Origin of the sequence: Bradyrhizobium sp. 186 (genome assembly GCF_023101685.1) — a bacterium.
In the GTDB taxonomy this organism is placed as follows: domain Bacteria; phylum Pseudomonadota; class Alphaproteobacteria; order Rhizobiales; family Xanthobacteraceae; genus Bradyrhizobium.
In genome coordinates this window covers 7,564,638-7,587,092 of record NZ_CP082164.1, presented here as the reverse complement: position 1 = coordinate 7,587,092, position 22,455 = coordinate 7,564,638, and the positions used below count along the sequence as shown (strand labels likewise).

Below are 22,455 nucleotides of genomic sequence, written 5' to 3'. Positions count from 1 at the left end.
TCAAGACAGGCCGACCGGCCGGCTACCGATGATCTCTCATAGGTTACCGCACCCTCGGCTAAGCCCCCCGCTTCAGCGGGCTATCGCGCAGCGATTTCGTGCCATGGCCCATCGCTTCCGTTGACGCGGTGCAGCTACATGCCGGTTCATAGGGGCAGACCGGAAGTTTGCAGCCGAGCGCGAAACCAACGCGATTAACCCTTAGCGGACCTTGATCAGCCTGTCCGTGCGCTGCCGCAGCTCAGGAAGGCGGTCGGGATTGCTTAGCGCGCATCTCGGTCGCCCACTCCGTCAGGCACCGTTCGGTATAGCGCAGGCCTTTGTTGGTCTGCTCCAAGCGGTCTCGTCCAGCATCGCTTTCGGGGCCAAGCGCAACGGCTTCAACGATGTATTGCCCCGCCGTCAGCACGCCCTGACTTATTTCGTCAAGTGCAAGTATGCACTCACGCTGCCGAGCTTGAGCTTCTTCGGTTGCGGGCTTCGCCTTTTTTGCGATGGCCAGTTGAGCCGCTGTTCGAAGAGTTAGGCGGCCGGAGAGGCTGCTCAACTGTCGCACGTGCTCTGGCGCGGTGTGGAGGTCGAAGCTGTTGAATATCTCCAAGATCTGGGCATTCCAGGAGACGAGCTCAGCAAGCGCCTTCGTCACGGCGCGGGCACCGGTTTCGGTGAGCGTGTAGGCGCTTGTCACGCTCGGTATGGACAGAGCATCGGTTGTGATCTGCTGCGTCCAACCCGCGTACTCCATCTGCGACCACAATGCCTCGTTGGCACTGCCTACCCCGGTTACCATCGTGCTCCCGGGACGCGCTGCAGCGCCCTCATTGACGGACAGATCGCCGAGCGAAAGCGTCGCAAGCCAGAGACGAAGCTGACGTGCGTCGAAGGGCGCCGAGTTGGAACTGTCGCTCAAGTGTGTCTTGTTTGTTGCATGAGAGGGCGAGCACGATTTTAGCGAAGCAAGCTTGAAGCGATGGTAAAGGCCAAACGTAGATTTGTGCATTTCTCTGCTGACGTCGCCTTCTGGCACAAATGCGAAGAGCTGACCGGCTCTGCAATTGTCTGCTGATGGACGTAGACCGGAAGTGGCTGACGCACGGTCAGAATGACGCGTTTGACCCCCAAACCGGACGTCGCGCATGGCGGCGTGCAGAACGAAGTCGGACCGTTTCGGATCAATCCTTAAATGCCTTTCGAAGCCCCTCGATCAGTCGTTGCGGCTCCGCCCCTTTGGAAGAAAGGTTCGTCAACCGCTCGATCATGTTGCTGTTGGCCGATGGGCCGGGCGTCCCCTGCTCAAACATCGCTGGAGTTCGCCTCAGCTCGCGCTGGTTGACACCTCTGTGGCAAGGGAGGTCGCGCTGCGATTTACAAGGTTCCTGCAGCTCGTAAGGAATCATCTGAGGCTCAGTGCTGCGGCTTCTGCTTCCGGGACGACGTCATGGTCGTAAAGCCGCCGTCGAAAAGCGGCGTGAGCGGCGATCTGAGCGTCTCTGACGCCGAGATCAGAACTGGAGGAGTCGTATCTGAGGCCGTTTTCTCGCGCGCCACGCTGAATTGAATTAACCCGCTCACGGCGGAGACCTTCATAAGCCAGCAGAGCCGGCGCGACTGTCTTCCGGTTCGCGCGCGCCAAGATCGTCGCAAGAGCCATTCCGTCCTCAATTGACTGGTTCGCTCCCTGTCCGAGGTGAGGCAACATCGGATGTGCCGCATCGCCCAGCAGTGTCAGACGTCCCCGGCTCCAGGTCGGCAGTGGCTCGCGGTCATAAAGAGCCCATCGGAACGTCGCTTGAACCTGACTCAGCAATGACCCGATCCGCGGGTCCCAGCCAGCGAACTCGCGGCGAAGCACATCGGGATCACCGGGCGCTGACCAGGATTCCTTCATCTCTTCGTCAGCCGGCACGAAACCGACGTAGTTGATCAGTTGCGCGGCACGCAAGGGAAAGGTCAGAAAGTGCTTGCCCTTGCCGAGCCACATTAACCAGGAGCCAGTTGGCCAATCCGGAACACGATCGTGCGAGATAACGCCCCGGTAAGCTACGGACCCTGAGAAGACTGGATGAGAGGGAGGAGTTACCTTCCGCCGAAGCTCCGAGTGGATGCCATCGGCGGCGATGACAAGATCGCCCTCGGCGAAGGCACCGTTCGAGAACGATACCCGAGCCACGTCACCGCTCTGCTCACAGCCGGTGCAGCGGTGGTCAGTGTGCACCACGTCTCGCGGTAGGGCGGTGCCTAAGATTTCGACAAGGTCGGCGCGGTGCATTCCGAATGTCGCGTTCCAACCCACGGAGTCCGTTACCTGCACCGGCGCGATGGGTACTCCGTTGTGACGAAAGTATTGAGAGCCGGATCCGACCCTGGCTCCCAACTTTTCTACTGCCTGTCCTAGGCCTACCCTTTGAAGTTGACGCACGCTGTTCGGCGTCAGGAAAACTCCCGCACCGACCTCGCCTAGACTCGGGGCTTGCTCATATACTGAGACCTGAAACCCATGGGCAATCAGCGCGTTCGCAGCGAACAAGCCACCGATCCCGCCACCAATGACCACAACCCTCAGCCCCTTATCGGTCATGGAAGACTCCTCAACGCAACTGGGCTCATCGGACCGAATGCCGTGTTGTATCCTTACACAGAGTGAAGCAGTATCGCCATCGCAATGCGCAAGCGCGCCGGAGATATCAAGGGAGTTCGCATGTGCGAGGCGTTCAGGCGAATCCGAACCTTTAGCCGAACTGCGATCGGGCTCGCACTTTGCCTCGCAGCAATCGATTCATTTGAGAGCCCGGTGTGGGCCGATGGCTACCCCGACCGAACCGTAAGAATTATTGTGCCATTCCCGGCCGGAGGAACAGCCGACCTGCTGCCAAGGGTGGTTGCTGACTGGCTGTCACGCAAATGGGGCCAGCCAGTCATCATCGAGAACCGCACCGGGGCCGCCGGCAACATCGGCGCAGAACAGGCCTATCGTTCAGCCGCCGACGGCTACACATTGCTCTCATCACCGCCACCGCCGCTCGTGATCAACCAAAATCTTTATCCCAACTTGGCATTTGACCCCCTAAAGTTCGAACCAATTATTGTGATGGCCCAGGTGCCGAACGCACTGATGCGTCAATCCAAACAATGTAAAGTCATCGAACTTGAGCGAGTTGATTGAACACCTGAAGAGAAATCCCGACAAGATCACCGCCGCTACGCAAGGGAACGGAACTACCTCGCATCTTACGTCCGAGCTCTTCCAGCTAATGGCAAATGTAAAGCTACGCCACATTCCCTATCGCGGCTCGGCTCCGGCGCTGCAGGGGCTGATTGCTGGGGATGTCGATCTGATGTTCGATAATCTTGGTGTCTCGCTGCCGCTAGTTGCTTCCGGCAAGATCAAGTTGCTGGCGGTTGCCTCGGCCCAACGGCTTCCAGCCCTCCCTGACGTACCAACCATAGCTGAAATGCTGCCCGGCTTTGAAGCGGTCGCCTGGTATGCCATCGTGGCGCCTCCGAAGACCCCTCAGGACATTGTCGACAAATCAATGCCGATGTGAACGAAGCTCTGCACCAGCCCGAGTTGCAAGATCACCTCAAGAAGCTATCTGCCGAGATTTTCGGCGGCTCGATCGCGAAGACGTCCAAATACATGCACGACGAGGTCGATCGATGGCGCGCCGTGATCAAAGCGGCAAATGTTAAGATCCAGTGACGAGAGCTACCACCCGTGCAGATCACTGTTCGGAAAGTGAATTGCTCTGGGAGCAAACCAGCCCCCTGGTCAATGTGCACGAGAGCAAGATCGCCGCCGGAACGAGACCCATGTCCGCTATTGGCAGATTTTGTTCTCTAATTCCGGGTCTGGGTGTCAAGCTCTCCAACGATCATCCTTGCCGGGCCCACTGTTCTCTCCGCGGTAGGGGTGAACCCTCCGCATGATGGCGTAAGGTGACGCTGGCGGTTCAATGTTGCAATCGCGGTCGGCCTTTCGGACGCTCGCACAAAATCGGTCGAACTCACCATCGCCATCGTCCCGGCAGGGACGTCGTTTCCCGCCTGTTTGGCAGGGTCTCGGTATTCTCCTCGCTAGGCAGCAATCTCCTGCTTCGACCAGTTGAACTCGGTTCCATCGATCCACATGCGATGCAGAATGACCGCAAGCTTGCGTGCGACCGCTACCTTGGCCTTGCGGAGCCCGTTGCGCTTGGCGAGCCTAACCCCCCAAGCCTTCACGGCGGACCACCTCGGGACGCGCGTCAGCAGAACCCCGGCTGCTTCAAACAGGTAACTTCGTAGCATGGCGTCGCCGCACTTCGAGATGCGACCTGTCCAATCGACCTCTCCGGACGCATGGCGTCTACTGGTTAGCCCGACGTAGGCACCTACGCTTCTCGACCGCGCAAATCGTGCCGGATCGTCAATCGTTGCCTTGAAGGCGAGCGCGGTGATCGGACCGATCCCAGGCACGGTCATGAACCGGCGGACCTGCGCATCATGGCGAGCCAGTTTCATAACCTTGCGGTCAAGCTCGCTGACCTGCTGCCCGACGGGATTGCGCGCTTCGAGGAGCGGTCTGATCGCAGCTATCAGCTCAGGACGGCCCTCGATCAACTCCTCGGCTCGCACGGCAAAGACATTGAACTTGGCACGGCCGATGACGAGACCGAGGTTCTTCAGAAGGCCGCGAACATGGTTCTCGAGATCGCGCTAGATCGGGCACAACTGGCCAATATGGCCAAGCAGGCCAAGGCTGTTCTCCAGACCGAGACGCTCGAGACCGTTGCCGATCGCGGCTACTTCAGCAGCCTGGAGATCCTCGCGTGTCACGAGGCCGGCATCACGGTAACTCTGCCCAAGCCGCAGACGTCGGGTGCCAAGTCAGATGGCCGCTTCGGCAAGCAGGACTTTGTCTATTTGCCAGAGGAGGACGCCTATCGCTGTCCAGCCGGGGAGCAACTGCCATATCGCTTTACGAGCGAGGAGGACGGCAAGCGGCTACGGCGCTACTGGACCACAGCTTGTCAAGATTGTTCGCTCAAATCGCAGTGCACGACAGGGCCAGAGCGGCGGATTCCGCGATGGGAGCATGAGCATCTGCTCGAAGCTGTGCAGCAGCGCCTTGATGCAAACCCACAAGCCATGCGCCAGCGTCGCGAGACGGTCGAGCATCCGTTCGGCACGATGAAGGCCCGCATGGGAGCGACACACTTCCTCACCAAAACGCTTCCAAAAGTAGCCGCCGAGATGGCTCTTTCGGTCCTCGCCTATAACCTGACACGAGTGATGAACATCGTCGGGACCAAGCCGCTAATAGCTGCAATCATGGCCTGAGACCGAACCGGTCTTGGCTTCTCACCGACTCCCTGGAAAAGGTGTTTTTACACGCCCAAGACCCAGAAGCGACATCGGCTCGCCTATTCAATCGCCGCGCCGGTCACGTCAGCATTTACCCCATCTTACACAATTCCCCCTAGTGTTTTCCGCAATCGCGGTATCTCCGCCCTTGCGGTATTGTCGAATGTTGAAGGTCTACAATTGCATTGCCACGGCCCACGATTTGAAGCTTGTCGGTCTCGCGGCCCTTATTTGCGTCATGGCGTCATTTGCCGCGATTAATCTGCTTCACCACGCGCGCAAATCGAGCAGCCACATGCGAGGCGTGTGGCTGGCCGTATCCGCCATATCCACCGGCTTCGGCATCTGGGCAACGCACTTCGTCGCGATGCTTGCGTTCACGCCGGGAGTCCCGAGCGGCTATAATATTATATTAACCATCCTGTCGCTGGTCGCGGCCATCCTGCTGACTGCCGCAGGGCTTGCGGTATCGCTCACTCCGAACTGGCGCCACGGGCCAGGGGTGGGTGGCGCCATCGTTGCCGGCGGCATCGCGGCGATGCACTACACCGGGATGGCTGCATTTGAAATCGCGGGCATCATCCTGTGGGATCCCGTTCTTGTCGTCGCATCGATCGTACTCGGCGCGGTCATTGGTGCAGTTGCGCTTCCCGTTGGTCTCCATGGCAAGGAAGAAAAATGGAAGATCGGCGGTGCCGTGCTGTTGACGCTCGCGATCTGCAGCCATCACTTCACAGCGATGGGCGCAGTGTCGATCATGCCCGATCCCACCATCGAGGTTTCGCAATCCGCGCTGCGAGCCGGATGGCTTGCGGTGGGGGTGGCGATCGCGAGCTTCGCCATTATTGGGTTGGCGCTGGCGGGAGTCGTGCTCGATATCCGCGATCATCGCCGTTCGGAACTTGAAGTCGACCGGATGCGCGATCTCGCGGATGCCTCGGTTGAGGGGCTTCTGGTTTGCGACGGAGAGGTGATCGTCTCCGTCAACTCAAGTTTTGCCCTTCTGACCGGTTTCTCGACAGCCAATCTCGTCGGCGCAAGACTCAAGCGCTGCTTTCCGGATCAGGTTGCACGCACCAAACTGCTGTCCCGATCGAACCAAACGGTTGAGACGGATTTGCGCCATCTCGACGGCTCGATGACTCCTGTTGAGTTGATCCTGCGGCCGATCGTTTTTGCCGGGCGGCCGCACCACGTCGTCGCCGTTCGCGACCTGAAGGCGCGCAAAGACGCCGAGCAGCACATCTATTTTCTGGCGCATCACGATGCACTTACTTCGCTTCCCAATCGCAGCCATTTCAATGCGCGGATCGACCAGGAGATCGCAGCATTGCCCCCCGGCAACAGCCTCGCTGTGCTCTGTCTTGATCTCGACAGGTTCAAGGAAGTCAATGACCTCTTCGGGCACACAGCCGGCGACAAGGTGTTGCAGACAGTTGCTTCACGCGTCACCGCGGTACTTGGAGAACGGCAGATGATGGCGCGTCTGGGCGGCGACGAGTTTGCTGTTCTGATACCGGACGTTGCAAATCCCGACGCGGCAAGCCGGCTTGCCGAAACCATTCTGGAAGCGCTGAGCACGTCAGGCGATACGCCGGAGACCCACGTCTCGACCAGCATTGGCATCGCGCTCTGTCCTGACGACGCGACAGATCGTCAGTCACTTCTCACCCACGCCGATACGGCCCTCTACCGCGCCAAGAGCGAAGGCCGCAACACCTATCGTTTCTTCGAGGCAAGGATGGGCGCTGAGGTCCGCGAACGTCGAATTCTTGAGCATGATTTGCGCCTTGCGATTGCACGCGACGAGTTGCGACTGGTGTATCAGCCCCAGCAGCATATCCAGAGTAGGAAAACTATCGGCTTCGAGGCACTGCTACGCTGGAAGCATCCGACACGCGGCGAGATTTCACCGACCGCTTTCATCCCGATTGCCGAAGAGACCGGAGCTATCCTGGAGATCGGAGACTGGGTGTTAAAGACAGCCTGCCGCGAAGCCGCAACGTGGACGCAACCGTTGATGATCGCCGTCAACGTCTCGGCGGCGCAACTCTACAACGCCAGCTTCGTCCGGGAGCTGCACCAGATCCTGCTCGAAACCGGCCTGCCGCCACACCGTCTTGAGATTGAGATTACCGAGACGGCGCTGGTCCGCGACTTCACTCGGGCACTCACCATGCTGCGGCAGATCAAGACGCTCGGTGTCCGCATCGCCATGGACGATTTTGGGACCGGCTATTCCTCCCTGTCCAATTTGCGCGCGTTTCCGTTCGACAAGATCAAGGTCGATGGTTCTTTCGTCAAGTCGGTAAATTCCAACAGTCAGGCCGCTACCATCGTCCGTGCAGTGCTGGGTCTTGGACGTGGCCTTGGTTTGCCCGTGCTCGCGGAAGGCGTTGAGACCGACGCTGAACTGCAATTCCTGCAGGACGAACTGTGTGACGAGATGCAGGGCTATTTGCTCGGACGTCCGGCCGCAATCGGTAGCTTCCGCAACTTCACGCATGCGGATGTTGTATTGAACGCGATCGACGATCTTCCTCCTCTGCGGCCAGCTCAGAGCGCTTGAAACGGAAGCAGGGTGCAGTGGATGGGCAGATTTGGCCTCAACTCTAACCGGTACAGATGGTGATTGAGGTGGGATTTAGCGAGGGAAACGCAAATTGACTCCAACGTCCGCGGTCAAACGTTTGTGGTGTCGAAGACGTTCCCAGAATTTTCGTTACGGGTCATTTGCGTCGATTTTGGCATGTCCGCAGCATGTCCAGTTAGTGGGTAATCTCGGAAACGCCTTTTGGCCGGTTTTGGCGTCGATGTCGTCGCTCCGGACGTGATTCAAGCGCCATGCCGCTCGATCGCCACAATTTTGCCGACGCCGTGCTGCGGGTAGACGACGTATTCGTCCACCTTGAAACCCTGGCTCTCTAGGATGGCTCGTTGGGGTCGTCCGCCTCTTCATCGTCGAGATTTTCGAGTTCTTCGTCGGTGTAGACCCGCGGCTTCCGCGACACCAGGTCACCTAAGTCGGCCATGACATTTTCGAAAATCACATTGTAATTTCGACGACACAAGAGCTCTCCGCTTTGCCCCGAGTGTGGCCCAAAAACTTCACCACCCGGAAAAATTCTGACTGACGAGCAATATGTCTTCCCGGCTAGAGACGATCATGGGTAGCTGGCGTGCCAGCAAGCATCAAGCTCTGGGCATATCAGCAAGCCATTTGGGGAATAGCTTGTAATTTCGTTCTACTCTATTTTGGTGAGTTGGAAATTTTATTTTGCTCAGTTGGAATTTTTCCCTGGAGACTGCAAGCGAGAGGCTTTGAAATTGATCCAGCTCGAGGGCGACCTCGGAGCAACTGATACACTTCGCTTCTTTGAAGAGAAGCTTGGTGCCGGGATTTGGCGTCTAGATGTTTTAACCGGGCAAATGCAATGGTCCCGCGGCTTCCATGAATTACAGGGACTGAATCCCGGCACGGTTGCTCCGTCAATTGAGGAATTCAATCAAAGAGTTCATCCTGACGATCGCCCTTTGAAGCGTGACGTCGGCGACATGCTGCTCGATGGCCTGCCGCTCGAGCGTGAATTTCGCATCATCAGGCCAAATGGCCGGCTGCGCTGGGTCCACGACCAGGCCGAGATATTGTTCAACGAGGCCGGCGAGCCCGCCAAGCTATTAGGCGTTGCGCTCGACATTACCAAGAACTACGAATCGTTGCAGCCACTCAGGGCTGGCATCGAACGCCACGACGCGCTGATTAGGGCGGTAGAAGGTCTGGTGTGGACCGCCAGCTCCGACGGCCGCATCACCTCGCTGCCGAATTGGAAAGCTGCAGGGCAAGACGGTCCGCGGCTGGTTCATGGGCATGGCTGGGTGGACCTGTTGCATGAAGAAGAGCGCGATGCCGCGCTGAAAAGCTGGTCGGTCGCGGTCGAGACCGGACGGCCTTACAAGGTTGAGCATCGCTTGCTGCAACCCGACGGTGCTTACCGGTGGTTCAGGTGCAGTGCTGCGCCGATCCTGACCCTGGACGGCAGCATTCAAGAGTGGATGGGCACGTCCATCGATGTACACGACCAGAAACAGTTGGAATTCTCTGCCCCGCCGTCCAGACTCACCGGCGCTCAAATGCGCGCAGCCAGGGGAATTTTGAACTGGTCCGTCAGGCGGCTTGCCGAGCAGGCGGGCGTGTCGTCGGGCGTGGTGCGGCGGCTTGAAGAATATGACGGCGCTTTGCCGGTGTCCGACGAATCGCTGGAAGTATTCCGCAAAGTACTTTCGGATTCAGGGGTCGAACTGCTGTTTCCGCAAATCGGCAAGCCCGGCGTCCGGCCGCGATAATTGCAGCAGGTCTGCGCGAGCATATTCGCCTGCCTTCGTCGGCATGCAATTGCGGCCACAATTATTTCCATTCGTCGATGACGAGAGTGAACCCATTCCCTTGCGCGAAATTGCGCCGACCGTGTTTGGACGTGAGGTTTGTTCGGAACCGGTGTTCCGATTCTCGGGATCGTGCCGATATTTCACTTCGCTGCCACATAATTGAGAGTCGCTTCTCTTTCCGTATCGCCAGGCGTCGTGCAAAATTTGTAGTTGTGCGGCGCTCACCAACCGCTCGATTGCAATTTTTGTATTTGCTATCGCGATTGAGAGGCATTTTTTGCAGCGTGCCTGCAAGAATTGGTAAAATTTTGCTTAACGTCGTTCTAATTATCTTCGTTAATGATGCGTCCTGCACGCTGACGCGTCCGAGAACGGACGTGCAGAGGGCGACGGAATGTTCCCCGCGAATAAGGAACGCATGATTTCGAGCCTCAACATCGTCGGATTTAAGCATAAATTTGGAGATCCCTTATGCCATTCATTTCAGGACTACGTATCCGCGGCCGGCTCATCGCTGGCTTTGCTGCCGTGTGCGCGATCATCGCGATGGCGGTCGGATACACGGTATTTGCCGTCGGCGGAGTCTCCACGACCGTTGATCGCATGGTGAACCTGCGCACGCCGGTGGCGCTGGCGAGCACCGAGATGGTCGGCAATCTCTATTCGACGCTGGCGACGTTGCGCGGCTACTTGTTGACCGGCAACCCACAGGGCAAGCTTGATCGTGCGGCGATGTGGAAGGAATTGGACACCACCGTGGCCGCCTTCGACGACAGGGCCGTGCACTTCACCAACACTGAGAACAAGCGCAAATGGTCCGAGACCAAGGCAATACTCGCGGAGTTCCGCGCTGCGCAGGACGAGGCCGAGGCGACCGCCTTCACCGCCGACGCGCTGCCGGCAACCAAGGTCCTGCTGACCGAAGCTGGTCCTCGCGCCGAGCAAATATTTTCGGAGATCACCAACATGATCAACGAAGAGGCCTCCCTGGAGGCGACATCCGAGCGCAAGAAATTGCTCAAGGCGATGGCTGATACGCGTGGCAATTTCGCCGCCGCTACGGCTCAGCTTCGCATGTATCTGTTGTCGGGTGAGAAAAGCGACAAGGAGAAATTTTTCCGGCCCTGGGAATTCTTCGAAAAGGGCTTTGCCGCCGTGAGTGCCCAAAAAGGCCTTTTGACCGCCGGTCAGCAGGCATCGTTCGACAAAATCAGCAAGGCGCGAGGGGAGTTTGTGCCGCTTTACGAAAAGATCTTCGGTATCCGGGAGTCCGCGCATTGGAACGTACCCGTCGCAATTCTCGTCACGGAGGCGGCACCCCGCGCGCTCAAGATTCTCGATTTGCTTGATGGACCCAAGGGCGCCGACGGTACCCGTTCCGGGGGTATCAAGACCAACCAGAAGAAGATGCTCGCCGAAGAGGCGCTCGCGGTGCAGACGAGCATGTCGTTCCTGACGACGGTGCTGTGGGTGCTGCTTGCGGCGGGGCTCGGCGCTGGCGGGATCATTGCACTTTTCACCGCACGCTCGATCGCTACGCCGATCCAGGTCATTACAGCAACGATGGGCAAGCTCGCAACCGGCGACACTTCGGTGATCGTGGCGGGAGTTGAACGCACCGACGAGATCGGCCAAATGGCCGGCGCAGTGCAGGTCTTCAAGGACAATATGATCGAGGCCGACCGGCTGCGCTCCGAGCAGGCGGAAACGGAGAAGCGAGCTGTCGAGCAGCGCAAGGCCGACATGCACAAGCTCGCCGATCAGTTCGAGAACGCAGTCGGCGAAATCATCGAGACGGTGTCGTCGTCGTCGACCGAACTGGAAGCTGCGGCCAATACGCTGACCAGGACCGCGGAGCATACCCAGGAGCTTTCGACCATCGTCGCCGCCGCTTCGGAGGAAGCATCGGCGAATGTTCAGTCAGTGGCGTCCGCCAGCGAAGAGATGGCCTCCTCAGTCAACGAGATCAGCCGTCAGGTGCAGGAAGCCGCCAGGATTGCCGGCGACGCCGTGGAACAGGCGCAAAAGACCAACGATCGCGTCCATGCGTTGTCCGAGGCGGCAACCCGGATCGGCGATGTCGTCGAACTGATCAATACCATTGCCGGACAGACCAATTTGCTGGCCCTGAACGCAACCATCGAAGCGGCGCGGGCCGGAGAAGCGGGACGTGGCTTTGCGGTGGTCGCATCCGAGGTCAAGGCGCTCGCCGAGCAAACCGCGAAAGCGACCAACGAGATCAGTCACCAGGTTGCGGACATCCAGACGGCGACGCAGGACTCGGTGGCCGCGATCAAGGAGATCAGTGGAACCATCGGCCGGATTTCGGAAATCTCATCGACCATTGCATCCGCGGTCGAAGAGCAGGGAGCGGCGACCCAGGAGATCTCCCGCAACGTTCAGCAGGCGGCGCAGGGCACCACGCAGGTTGCCTCGAATATCACCGACGTGCAACGCGGCGCCAGCGAAACCGGGACGGCCTCATCGCAGGTGCTTGGGTCGGCGCAATCGCTTTCCCTCGAAAGCAACCGCCTCAAGCTGGAGGTCGGAAATTTCCTGACTACGGTGCGGGCGGCCTGATGGCGGCGACGGCTGGCCTCCAACCCGGGGGCCAGACGCCTGGCACATTTGCTGAATAGAAATAAAAGGGAAGACGATGGGGACCGTAGTTCAACTGTTGGAAAGACCGACCAAGCCCACCCATCCATCTGCCGACGCCATTCAAATCGATGTTGTTCAAATGCCTCCGCGAGCAACGGCGGATCAAATTGTCGCGGCCGCAAGCAGGTGCGAAACATTGAGTCACAGCATCGATGTACTGCAGAGAAGTCTCAAGACGCTTTATGGCATTGTTGGTTTGATCGACGATCCGGAAACACGTGAAAAAATCCAGCATCAAATGAAATCAATAGACGCGTCACTGTTGTTCGAATCGGCAAGGCTATCGCGCATAAAGCGCGCGATACAGAAGAAAGTGGATATTTGAAAGATTTACTTAACAATACGTCTTGCACACAGACGTATCAGAGACGGGCGCTTCCATAAGGCAACCACCAAGCGAATCTCCGAGTGAGATTTTTTCAATTTTGTATCGGGCGGTCATTCCCAATCTCATCATCATGATCGAGCATGCCCGCAGCATGATCAAGCTGTTTCAATTGAAAGAACATGCGCCGGAGGACGGATGCGGAAATATTGTCGTTATCGACGATGCCGCCCCGCAGCAGGCGCTGAGAAACGCATTGTTCAATGATTGTGATTTACGGCTGCGCGAGGCGCTTGCAATTGCTGCTGGAGGCGATGAAATACGAAAATATTGGTCGCGGACAACAGCTGTTCACGGAAGCCTCCTTAACTCTCCGTCGCAACATAGGAAATATCTAAGTGTCTGTCCGGGAACATCTTGAATCATCGGAATCATTTGTGATTCAAGGGTGGCGGTCCGATTCGAAGGGGCGCCCATGTGGACGAAGGAGAACCGCGGTCGTTACGACCGAAGCCGGCTACGCTATCCAAGCGATTTGACTGATGAGGAATGGGCGTTGGTGGAGCCGCTGATTGCGCCAGCCAAGCGAGGCGGCAACAAGCGCACGGTCGATGTGCGCGAGGTGATCAATGGCCTGATGTATGTGCTGAGCACCGGTTGCCAATGGCGAGCGATCCCGAAGGACCTGCCGCCACGCAGCACGGTGCACGACTATTTTGACTTGTGGGCTTGGAACGGCACGCTCGATCGCATCCATCACGCGCTCTATGTACAATGTCGAGAATTGGCTAACCGAGAACCCAGCCCGAGCGCCGCCATCATCGACAGTCAAAGCGTCAAGAGCGCGGAAAAAGGGGGGCGTGGATCGACCCGCATGGCTACGATGCGGGCAAGAAGATCAAGGGCAAGAAGCGCCACATCCTAGTCGATACTCAAGGCTTGCTGCTCCACGCCCTCGTGCATTCGGCGGACATCCAGGATCGTGACGGTGGGGTGCTGGTGATGGCCACGCTGTTTGGCCTGCATCCATTCCTGCTGAAGCTCTATGCTGACGGCGGCTATCAGGGGCCGATCTTTCAGTCCGCCGTTCGCAAAATCCTCCGGCAAATCGACGTCGAGATCGTCAAGCGCTCCGATACAGCAAAGAGTTTTGCGATCTTGCCCAAGCGATGGATCGTCGAACGCACCATCGCCTGGCTCAACCGCTGCCGCCGTTTGGCCAAGGATTGGGAGTGCCTCAACCGAAAGGCATTGGCGTTCTTGCGCCTCGCCTCAATCCGCCTCATGCTGCGAAAGCTCTGCCAAAAAACAGCATGATCCCGGACAGACTCTAACATTACAGTTGCTTTGTTTGCGGGTTTCTGAATCCATGGGCAACCATGATTCGAATGTCGTGGACGCGGGCCGCGTCGGTTGAGGAGACGCTTGCGTTGTGGGCGGCGTCGCTTCGAGAGATCAAGCAACGGATACGTCCGTTGTTCACGCAAGAGCGTGTGGCGACGAATGCAGGCTTGTTCCTGGAAGGTCTGCTCGGAGATGAGCAGCGCAAGACCGGCTGGATGCGCGCGGAGGCGGCTGGCGATCCTGGCCCATGGCGTCAGCAGGCAATTCTGGGTCGTGGAGATTGGGACGCTGATGCCCTGCGCGATATCGTCCGCGACTATGTCATCGAGCATTTGGCGGATGACGATGCGGTGCTGGTGATCGACGAGACCGGCTTTCTCAAGCAGGGTAAGGCCTCATGCGGAGTGGCACGGCAATACACTGGTTCGGCAGGGAAGATTACGAACTGCCAGATCGGCGTCTTCGCTACCTACGTTTCGCGTCATGGTCATGCGTTCATCGATCGCGCGTTGTATCTTCCGAAGGAATGGACTGACGATCCAGATCGTCTGGAAGCCGCATACGTGCCTGCCGATGTCGGCTTTGCGACCAAACCAAAGCTTGCGACGAGAATGATCGCACGTGCGATAGCCGCGTCTGTACCATTCAAGTGGGTTGCCGGTGACACGGTCTACGGTGTTGGCGATATCGAACAGCAGCTACGGCGGGCAGGCAAAGGCTATGTGCTCGGGGTCAGCAGCTCTCATGTCTTCCGATCCTGGGGCAAGCGACAGCCGGTCGCCGGCAAGGCCGAAGACATCGCCCGGACGCGGCGCCCGTCCGACTGGAAGCGCTTGTCGGCGGGAGCCGGAACCAAAGGACCGAGGCTGCATGACTGGTGTTATCTCGAACTGGCCGATCTCGAGGTCGAGCAGTTCAACAGCGCAAATGATGGTTTATGGACGCGCGGTCTGCTGATCCGTCGCCATATCGCCGATGGCGATCTCGCCTTCTTCACCACCTGGTGCCCAGCGGGAACATCAATTGAAACGCTGGTCGCGGTCGAAGGCCATCGATGGGCGATCGAGGACAGCTTTGAAACCGCGAAAAACGAGTTCGGGCTCGATCATAACGAGAGCAGGTCCTGGCATGGCTGGCATCGCCACGTGTCCCTGGTGATGCTCGCCTTCGCCATGATGGCGGCGATCCGCCATCGCGCCAATCCGCCACCGCCAAAAAAACCAAACGCCGCCCCCCGGCAAAAGCCAAAGCACACCCACGCCGCCGCTGATCCGTTGGTCAATCCAGGAAATCCGCCGCATCGCCATCAGGCTTGCTCGAAAGCGGATCCAACCCGCGCATGTCATCGCATGGTCATTCTGGCGCAGAGCTCATCAGGCTGCCGCTCAACGCGCTCACGTCAAATCAAAAAGACAACTGTAATGCTAAGGCCGGCCCTGACATGAGCTCACGCTTGATAGCGCCGAAGACGCTGCGCTTCCGGTCGGAGATGAAGACCTGGCGCGGATGCGGGGCATCGTGGCCCCGATATCCCTTATCGACATAGGCGCGCTCGATCTCACGGCCGGTGAGCTTCTGGGTATCTTCGATGATGGTGCGCAGGGTGTGTCCATCATAGGGATTGCCCGGCAGCGCCCTGGCGTGCAGCACGAACCGGCCGCCGGGAGCGCGGGCGTTGGTGGTGACGATCGAGACCTTGACGCCGAACTCGTACGGCGCCGAGGCCTTGCCCTTGCCGATGCACTCGGTCTCCGGGGCATGGAAAGAATAGAGCTTGTAGCCGCGCTGGCGCTGCTGCTGCGAGCGGATCTGGCTGGCGCGCGCCAGAGCGATCTCGAAGGCCGCCTCAAGCTCGGTGTTGCCCTCGATCTTGCGGCGGATGTCGCGGACGATCCAGCCAAGCCGGGCGCGCAGCAGGCGCAATTGCTTGCGATGGTGGTTGAACTGTTTGGCGTGGGCATAGCGTCCGGCCATCATCGCGGCACGCTTGGCGACGCCCAGATAGGATTGCCGCAGCCGAACCCCGTGCCTCGTGGCCAGCCAGTTCAGGCCCCGGATCGCCGCATGCAGCAGCTTGGCGTCGGTCAGGAAGTTGATGGCTTTGGGCTGCACCGTGTTATCGACCGTGACCCGGGCCAGGTCCTGCTGCGCAATGCGCCGCTGCCGTGCGCCACCCGAAGGCTCTCGGCCAGCAGCAGTTCCAGCTTGTCGCAGAACCGCTTGCGCCAATGGCTCAAGTCGGAGCGCTCGTGCGGGAACGTGTGCTGGAAGAACTCTAATGCCTCTCGTTGCCGCGTCGGCAAAGTCGACGGTCGGCGTATACCCGGAATGGGGACGCGCCGGCCTTCTGATGTCCTATTCAAGTGACCTCGCGGACGGCTTTCGCCATGCGGGCAGCTATGTCGCGAAAATACTTCGCGGTATCAAGCCCGGCGATCTCCCGATCGAGCAGGCGAGCAAGTTTACCTTCGTGATCAACCTCAAGATCGCCAAAGCGCTCGGCATTGCCGTGCCCCCGACATTGCTGTCGTTCGCCGACGAGGTGATCGAATGAGTGCGTTCACTTCCGAAATTGGCACTTTTGAGACATGCCGACCGGGCATGACGATGTCCGCTTCCGGAGGAAGATCGGAAGTAGTCTGTCGACGGCCAAAGTGACGCGATTGACCCAACCCGGACATACCGAATGACGCAACAGCTTCAGCCTATGCTCCTCTTGGCTAGCCTGGGATGACGATCGTTGGACGACGCAGTCCGCCGATCGGCCAGCGCAGCGCGTACCCGTGTCTGCCATCGGCTCCAAGCAAACCAACCCGAGAAAGCTCGAACGTCGGCGGGCGTCCCGTCCAGCCGGACCGGCTGCCTATGCAAGGCTTCGGAGAAGCTTACGCGCCCCAGCCAAACTCTATAAAACGCCACGATGTCCGTCGAGACGATCACATCGATATCGAAGCCGGGGTTCTTGAGACAGACCGAAACGTCCGCGCGCTCGATCAAGAGCCAATAGCGCTGCCTCGGCCCGCCACCGAAGTCGAACTGGATCACCACGCGGCGTTTCCCTATGGCCTCGATGCGCACGCGGCGCCGCATCCACCACAGCAGGACGACGGGATCGAGTTCGTTCGGCCGCGGATCACCGAAAGCCCAGCGCGCTCCCCATCCGCCGAGTTGGTCGATAATCGATTGCAGGTCGCGCCCGGCGGAGGTATTCAGTCTGCTTGCCCCGTGAGGCACCGCGCCGTTCCAGCACGCCGGCTTGCTGCAACCGCCGCAGCCGTCCCGCAAGCAGCGTGCGGGACATGTGAGGAAGACCGCGCTCAAGTTCGTTGAAGTGATTAACGTCGGCAAGCAGCTCGCGGACGATGAGCACGGTCCAACGGTCGGCAAGGATTTCCGCCGCTCGCGCCACGGGACAATATTGGCCGTAACGGTGCATGATTGAGCGTATCACGCCGCGCGGGGGTGCGGAAGTAGTCCGGTCTTCGCACTAGTTTAGGGCTCGGCGAGCGGTTTACGCTGCAGCTTCGATTGCCATTGGCTTCGACTAGCGGCAACAGGAGATTTATCATGCCAAACGATAAACCCATCAGACGCGATTTTCTTCTGGCTCTCGCAACGGCACCGTTCGTGGCATTGCTTGGACAGGCGGGCGAGGCGCGCGCGCAAGTAGGCGTAAGCCCAGTCAAAGTCGATACCAACGGCTTGGTCGCCAAAATCAAGTTCGAGGCGCCGCTTGAAGGGTTCCTTAAGGAGATCAATGGAAAGTACAAGCTCAGAGTCACCGAGTTGACGCTTGCCCCCGGCGGACATGTGGGCGAGCACAATCACGAGGGCCCCGGCATCCGCCAAGTCACCTCCGGCTACATGACTTACGTCTTGCCGGATAAGACTGTAGTTTACGGCCCGGGCGATTTCTTCTTTGAATCTGGCGATATAAACCACACCGTTTTTAACAAGACGGATGCACCCATGGTGCACGTGCTCTTCGAAATACTGCCGGTTAACCTGAACGGTCCTTCGCTGATTCCGGTCAGGCATCATTAAAAGGTCGTTCGCCTGTGACGTGGGTGAGCTTGGCCCAGCGAGCGGGACTGTCCATTGGACTGTTTATGGCACAACCTCACGACACAGTGTCTGCATTCACTGGCAGGGTAAACTGAAACGTGGCACCGTGGGGTAGGTTTGCCACGGACCACAGCCGGCCCTCGTGGGCTTCCATGATCGATCGGCAGATCGAGAGTCCCATACCCATGCCGCTGGATTTGGTTGTGAAGAAGGCGGTAAACAGCCGGTCCGCATTCTCTGCGGAGATCCCGGGGCCGCAATCCGTCACACTTACGAGCACTTTTTGTTTCTCGTCCTGGCGGGATCGGATCACCAATTCGCGCGGTCGATCCGTGACCGTTTGCATCGCTTCAATGCCATTCATCACCAGGTTGAGAATCACCTGCTGCAGTTGCACCCGATCACCCAGGATAGAGGGTAAAGCGGGTGCTAACCCCGTTCGCAATGATACCTGGTGGCCGACTAGCTGACGCTGCACCAGCGCGATGACCTCTCTGATGACGTCATTGATGTCGAGTGGCCCCTTCTCAATGTTAGTCTTTTTCGCGAGCGCCCGGATGCGCTTGATCACCTCACTCGCCCGATTGCCGTCGTCGATTATCCACTCCACCGAGCGGCGCGCTCCGTCTAGGTCGGGAGTTCCGCGGTCGAGCCAGCGCAGACAGGCCTCGGCGTTGGCGACCAAGGCTGCGAGCGGTTGGTTTATTTCGTGGGCGATCGAGGCTGTCATCTCCCCCAGTGTCGTCACGCGCGTTACATGTGCGAGCTCCATCTGGGCATCGAAGAGGCGCTGTTCGCTAGCGCGCAGCTTCTCTTCCGCCCGCTTGAGCTCGGTGATATCGCGGCACACGTTCCCGACGTTCACAGGCTGACCGGTCTCCGGATCGTCGATCCGAAAGGCCGAATAGAGGATCGGGATTGGATCTCCGGTCTTGAAATGGCGGAAGCTCATCTCTCCCGACCAGGAGCCCTTTTCCAGCACGGTCGGCCAAAGGACCTCATTCACAAACTGACGGTCCCCGGGGAAAATGTAGTGAATTCCGCGCCTCCTACTGGCTTCTTCCCAGCTGTCGAATCCGACCATTCTCAGCCCAGCTTTGTTCAGGTAGATCGGCGTCCCACCGCTGAGGTCGGTAATCGCCATAAGATCGGCGGCCTGCTCAACCAATGACGCCAAGCGTCGACGCTCGAGCTCAGCGCGTTTGCGTTCTGTCACATCTACAGCAGTACCAACAAACTCGATGAACTCGCCGTTCTCATCGAGAACCGGATGGCTTGAGGAATTGATGTGCCTAACTGTTTCGTCTGGCAGAAGAACCCTAAACTCATCGAAGATATCTACTCTTTCGCGAAGCGACTCCTCAAATCTCTTGGCTACCCAATCGCGATCCTCGGGGTGGATTCGCTGCCAAAAATTGTTGCGAGCCGGTAAACTCTCCCCCGGATCCAATCCGAAAATTCGGAACATTTCTTCGGAGCAGTAGAGCACCTTTTGGGTGCGGGGATCCCAAGCCCAACTGCCGGTGTGCGTCAGCTTCTCCGCTTCGGCCAGATACGCCTCGCTTCGCTCTAGCTTCTCCTCTGCCAATTTCTTTTGGATCGCGACACCAGTGAGGTGCGTGATCTGGTCAATGATCTCTTGATCCCGCTGGGTCGGTCGGCGCGGCTCGCGATAATACATTGCGAACGTCGCAATCACTTTGCCTTGCGACGAGAAAACCGGTGTGGACCAACAGGCGCGCAGAGAATGGGGCAAAGCCAAGTCACGATAGTCCGCCCACAACGGGTCGGTCGCGATGTCCTCTACAATTACCGGTTCGCCGCGGTATGCGGCTGTCCCGCAGGAGCCGGCTGATCGTCCAATCACAGCGCCATTGATCGCATCGGTGTAGGCCTTTGGAAGGCTAGGGGCGCCTCCATGTCGCAGACGGTCGCCATCCAACAACAAGATCGACGCGAGGACACCCTTGGCTGGTTCCTCCACCAGTCGGCACAGGCTATCAAGAATTTCGATGAGAGAATCCCCTTTAGCGACCATCTCGAGGATCCGTTTCTCCGCGGCGAGCAGGGCTTCTGCGCGCTTGCGGTCGTCGATATCAATCGCGGTTCCATACCACTTCGCGATGTTTCCCGTTTCATCGTGCAGCGGCACGTTGCGGAAGAACCACCAGCGAAATTCCCCGTCCGCCCGCCGCACCCGCATTTCACCTTCGGTCGATCGTCCGTTCTTCAGTGCTGCGCGTCGCTCGGCGACGACCCTCGACCTGTCATCGGGATGAACCGCGGCTTCCCAGTTCCAACCCAACGCATCCTGCGGCGACAAACCCGTGAACTCGAGCCAACGGTCATTGACGAAATCCACGGCGCCGTCGGGAAGCGTGCTCCAGACAAACGCCGGAACCGCGTTGACGACGTCGCGAAGCTCTTTTTCGCTCCTGCGGGCAACCTCTTCGGCGCGCTTGCGTTTGGTGATGTCGTTGTTGATGACCAGGATCGCAACCGGCGCGCTGCGCTCGTCACGTTGCAAAGACCACCGGCTGGCCACGACAACCTGGCTGCCGTCCTTCTTGGTCTGTACGAGCTCGCCTTCCCAGCGGCCTGCACCGATAACTTCTTCCTCGATCTGCTCGAGGGGGACCTGGAAGATGGTCTTGAGCAACTCCTGAATGACTCTGCCAACCGCTTTCTCCGCCGGCCATCCGTATAAATCCTCTGCGCCGCGGTTCCAGTACTTCACGGTTCCATTCATGTCGCGGACGAAGATGGCGTCATGCGTGAGGTTCAGCAGGTTCGCCTGCTCGCGCAGGGCAGCTTCGGCTTGCTGCTCGGCACGCAGCCGCACGGCGCGAATACTTTCAGCGTTCTGAAGGGCAACCGAACGCAGTAACTTATCCTCGTTATCCCGTGTCATGATGATCACCTCCGATCAAATTCTCGGCCAGTGCTGTACCCAATACTCGGGCGCGAATCTTTGCGAAGGCGGTATCGCGGCTCGTCGAGGTGTCGTCGCTGAAAGGCGCGAAACCGCAGTCGTCAGTAGTACCGAGTTGCTCGATCGGTATGTACTCTAACGCCTCCAGTACACGGTCGCGCACCTCTTCCGCGGACTCAATGCCTGCACGGTTGGGCGAAATGACGCCGACAAAGATCCGCTGCCTCGGTTTCAGGTATTTCCGGATGATCTTTAGCACTCGTCGACGGTCCTGCTCACAGGCAAGCGCAACATAGAAATTGTCTGCCTTTAGCTCAAAGAACCTGGGCAGCAAATCTGCGTAATCGACGTCCGCGCTGTGCGTCGCATGGAAATCGCCCCCGGGACACGTATGAACCCCGATGCGCCTGCGCTCTTCTGGTGAGAAACGCGACAGCGCGAGATTGTTGAGGTCAATGAAACTGTCAAGGAGCTGCCCGGAGGGGTCGATCTTCGTGGCGAGACGCGCTTCGGTAAAGTCTATCTGAACTTTATGCGCTCCTTTTTGTAGGCAACGTCGTATCTCGGTTTCATGCTCGCGCAGCAGATCTTCGATGAATTGTTCTCGCGGATAGTCCGGAATGCCTTCGGCTGGGTACATCAGGCTCAAGGCTGACGGCGATATCACGGCCTGCTTGACGGGCACGTGCGCATAGCGCATGGCCACATCCAGATACGAATCTGCGTAGCGCAAATAACGAAACGGGCCGCGCGTTAGCCGCAACATACGCCGCGTGTGACCGTCCGAGAATGGGATTTTGAACCCGTCCGCGGACGTGTTCGGAAGCCCATGTACGCAGTATGTCAAGAAATTGTGATACTTCCTCTGTTCGCCGTCCGTGACGACTAGAGATCCCGTGGCTTCAAACCGTTCGATGGTGTCTCGAACTGCCTCTTCGTAACGAGCGGCAAGGGCGGGGTCCTCGCTGTCGACTTGGGCGAGTTTCTGGATGAGATCAGGAGGCCTCGGAATGCTGCCAATGGGCTCCGTGGGTATGGCGATCGGGGCAGGCTTAGCGTAGGTCATGCATGCACCTCCCGCTTCGCTGGAGGAGAGTAAAACCGAAAGTTGCGCCGACGGTTGTTGCCTGGTGACCCTCTCCCGATATAGCCGCCCAGCTCATTGGGTGGTTGGATTATATATGCGGAGCCTCGCGTGGTCCTCCCGTTTTTGCGCCGTTTTTGCGAGCTGCCACACTTTGTGCAAGCCGGTATCGCTTCCGACCGCAAGATTGATAAGCCTCGGCTCCATGCATGGGGGCGGCAACCGTCGGATCGTCTTGCTGCTGCTACTCGTGATCGGCCCGCGTCTCGCCTACTTAGTGTGATCCTGCCGGCGACTGGGATCAAGTGTGCATCG

At 58.7% G+C, this 22,455-nt stretch carries 19 protein-coding genes and 3 pseudogenes; 13 read left to right on the top strand and 9 right to left on the bottom strand.

The annotated features are described in order from the left end of the window. Positions 1-241 precede the first annotated feature (241 nt). Together IVB18_RS36555 and IVB18_RS36550 are read right to left on the bottom strand one after the other, a co-directional pair. Entirely contained in the window at positions 242-910 is a 669-nt protein-coding gene (locus tag IVB18_RS36555) for a hypothetical protein (protein WP_247985118.1), read from the bottom strand. A gap of 483 nt (positions 911-1,393) precedes the next feature. After that, positions 1,394-2,578, bottom strand: a complete 1,185-nt coding sequence (locus tag IVB18_RS36550; protein WP_247985117.1) for an FAD-dependent monooxygenase — start codon at positions 2,576-2,578, stop codon at positions 1,394-1,396. Positions 2,579-2,698: 120 nt separating this feature from the next. Between IVB18_RS36550 and IVB18_RS51495 the strand changes: the two genes are divergently transcribed. From IVB18_RS51495 to IVB18_RS36540, 3 genes are read left to right on the top strand one after another with little or no spacing between them, the layout of a single operon-like run. After that, the gene (locus IVB18_RS51495; RefSeq protein WP_253076226.1) at positions 2,699-3,163 is read left to right on the top strand and encodes a tripartite tricarboxylate transporter substrate-binding protein; all 465 of its coding nucleotides are present in this window, start codon (positions 2,699-2,701) and stop codon (positions 3,161-3,163) included. Continuing rightward, positions 3,147-3,545: a tripartite tricarboxylate transporter substrate binding protein gene (locus IVB18_RS51490; RefSeq protein ID WP_253076225.1), complete on the top strand. Its 399-nt coding sequence runs from the start codon at positions 3,147-3,149 to the stop codon at positions 3,543-3,545. The genes IVB18_RS51495 and IVB18_RS51490 overlap by 17 nt, the downstream gene beginning before the upstream one ends. Next, the gene (locus IVB18_RS36540) at positions 3,542-3,700 is read left to right on the top strand and encodes a tripartite tricarboxylate transporter substrate-binding protein (RefSeq protein ID WP_247985116.1); all 159 of its coding nucleotides are present in this window, start codon (positions 3,542-3,544) and stop codon (positions 3,698-3,700) included. The genes IVB18_RS51490 and IVB18_RS36540 overlap by 4 nt, the downstream gene beginning before the upstream one ends. A gap of 374 nt (positions 3,701-4,074) precedes the next feature. Here IVB18_RS36540 and IVB18_RS36535 read toward each other — a convergent pair whose 3' ends face one another. Then, a complete protein-coding gene (locus IVB18_RS36535; protein WP_247991818.1) occupies positions 4,075-4,644 on the bottom strand; it encodes a transposase in 570 nt (189 codons plus the stop codon). 54 nt (positions 4,645-4,698) lie between these two features. On the opposite strand from IVB18_RS36535, the pseudogene IVB18_RS36530 reads away from it, so the two are divergent. Together IVB18_RS36530 and IVB18_RS36525 are read left to right on the top strand one after the other, a co-directional pair. Continuing rightward, positions 4,699-5,319: pseudogene (locus IVB18_RS36530) on the top strand (transposase); the annotation flags it as partial. Positions 5,320-5,506: 187 nt separating this feature from the next. Further along, on the top strand, positions 5,507-7,912 hold the full coding sequence (locus IVB18_RS36525; protein WP_247991817.1) for an EAL domain-containing protein: 2,406 nt from the start codon (positions 5,507-5,509) through the stop codon (positions 7,910-7,912). 266 nt (positions 7,913-8,178) lie between these two features. Here the strand turns inward: IVB18_RS36525 and IVB18_RS36520 are convergent, their stop codons facing one another. Beyond that, positions 8,179-8,250, bottom strand: coding sequence for a CarD family transcriptional regulator (locus IVB18_RS36520; protein ID WP_247991816.1), 72 nt, complete (start codon positions 8,248-8,250; stop codon positions 8,179-8,181). Between the two features lie 420 nt (positions 8,251-8,670). Between IVB18_RS36520 and IVB18_RS36515 the strand changes: the two genes are divergently transcribed. The 6 genes and pseudogenes from IVB18_RS36515 (at position 8,671) to IVB18_RS36490 (ending at position 15,329) form a co-directional block, all read left to right on the top strand. After that, positions 8,671-9,687 carry a PAS domain-containing protein gene (locus IVB18_RS36515; RefSeq protein WP_247985115.1) on the top strand — a complete coding sequence of 339 codons (1,017 nt, stop codon included), beginning with the start codon at positions 8,671-8,673 and terminating at the stop codon, positions 9,685-9,687. Positions 9,688-10,200: 513 nt separating this feature from the next. Beyond that, on the top strand, positions 10,201-12,309 hold the full coding sequence (locus IVB18_RS36510) for a methyl-accepting chemotaxis protein (RefSeq protein ID WP_247985114.1): 2,109 nt from the start codon (positions 10,201-10,203) through the stop codon (positions 12,307-12,309). Positions 12,310-12,385: 76 nt separating this feature from the next. Then, a complete protein-coding gene (locus tag IVB18_RS36505; protein WP_247985113.1) occupies positions 12,386-12,715 on the top strand; it encodes a DUF2766 family protein in 330 nt (109 codons plus the stop codon). A 154-nt stretch (positions 12,716-12,869) separates the two neighbouring features. Continuing rightward, entirely contained in the window at positions 12,870-13,136 is a 267-nt protein-coding gene (locus tag IVB18_RS36500) for a hypothetical protein (protein ID WP_247985112.1), read from the top strand. A 54-nt stretch (positions 13,137-13,190) separates the two neighbouring features. After that, a protein-coding gene (locus IVB18_RS36495; RefSeq protein WP_247801096.1) for an IS5 family transposase occupies positions 13,191-14,032 on the top strand; the annotation gives its coding sequence in 2 pieces (ribosomal slippage) (positions 13,191-13,563 and positions 13,563-14,032; 843 coding nt in all). 62 nt (positions 14,033-14,094) lie between these two features. Then, positions 14,095-15,329: pseudogene (locus IVB18_RS36490) on the top strand (IS701 family transposase). A 173-nt stretch (positions 15,330-15,502) separates the two neighbouring features. On the opposite strand, the pseudogene IVB18_RS36485 reads toward IVB18_RS36490, so the two are convergent. Next, positions 15,503-16,335 (bottom strand): annotated as a pseudogene (locus tag IVB18_RS36485) (IS5/IS1182 family transposase); the annotation flags it as partial. A 2-nt stretch (positions 16,336-16,337) separates the two neighbouring features. Here IVB18_RS36485 and IVB18_RS36480 point away from each other — a divergent pair. Further along, the gene (locus IVB18_RS36480; RefSeq protein ID WP_247985111.1) at positions 16,338-16,613 is read left to right on the top strand and encodes an ABC transporter substrate binding protein; all 276 of its coding nucleotides are present in this window, start codon (positions 16,338-16,340) and stop codon (positions 16,611-16,613) included. Between the two features lie 146 nt (positions 16,614-16,759). On the opposite strand, the gene IVB18_RS36475 is transcribed toward IVB18_RS36480, so the two are convergent. Both IVB18_RS36475 and IVB18_RS36470 read right to left on the bottom strand, forming a co-directional pair. After that, positions 16,760-17,293 carry a hypothetical protein gene (locus IVB18_RS36475; protein WP_247991963.1) on the bottom strand — a complete coding sequence of 178 codons (534 nt, stop codon included), beginning with the start codon at positions 17,291-17,293 and terminating at the stop codon, positions 16,760-16,762. After that, on the bottom strand, positions 17,193-17,495 hold the full coding sequence (locus IVB18_RS36470; RefSeq protein ID WP_247985110.1) for a helix-turn-helix domain-containing protein: 303 nt from the start codon (positions 17,493-17,495) through the stop codon (positions 17,193-17,195). The genes IVB18_RS36475 and IVB18_RS36470 overlap by 101 nt, the downstream gene beginning before the upstream one ends. A gap of 131 nt (positions 17,496-17,626) precedes the next feature. On the opposite strand from IVB18_RS36470, the gene IVB18_RS36465 reads away from it, so the two are divergent. Beyond that, entirely contained in the window at positions 17,627-18,103 is a 477-nt protein-coding gene (locus tag IVB18_RS36465; protein ID WP_247985109.1) for a cupin domain-containing protein, read from the top strand. A 76-nt stretch (positions 18,104-18,179) separates the two neighbouring features. Here IVB18_RS36465 and IVB18_RS36460 read toward each other — a convergent pair whose 3' ends face one another. Together IVB18_RS36460 and IVB18_RS36455 are read right to left on the bottom strand one after the other, a co-directional pair. Continuing rightward, positions 18,180-21,035, bottom strand: coding sequence for a PAS domain S-box protein (locus tag IVB18_RS36460; RefSeq protein ID WP_247985108.1), 2,856 nt, complete (start codon positions 21,033-21,035; stop codon positions 18,180-18,182). Further along, the gene (locus IVB18_RS36455; RefSeq protein ID WP_247985107.1) at positions 21,022-22,122 is read right to left on the bottom strand and encodes a hypothetical protein; all 1,101 of its coding nucleotides are present in this window, start codon (positions 22,120-22,122) and stop codon (positions 21,022-21,024) included. Before IVB18_RS36455 ends, IVB18_RS36460 begins: the two co-directional genes overlap by 14 nt. Between the last annotated feature and the right edge of the window lie 333 nt (positions 22,123-22,455).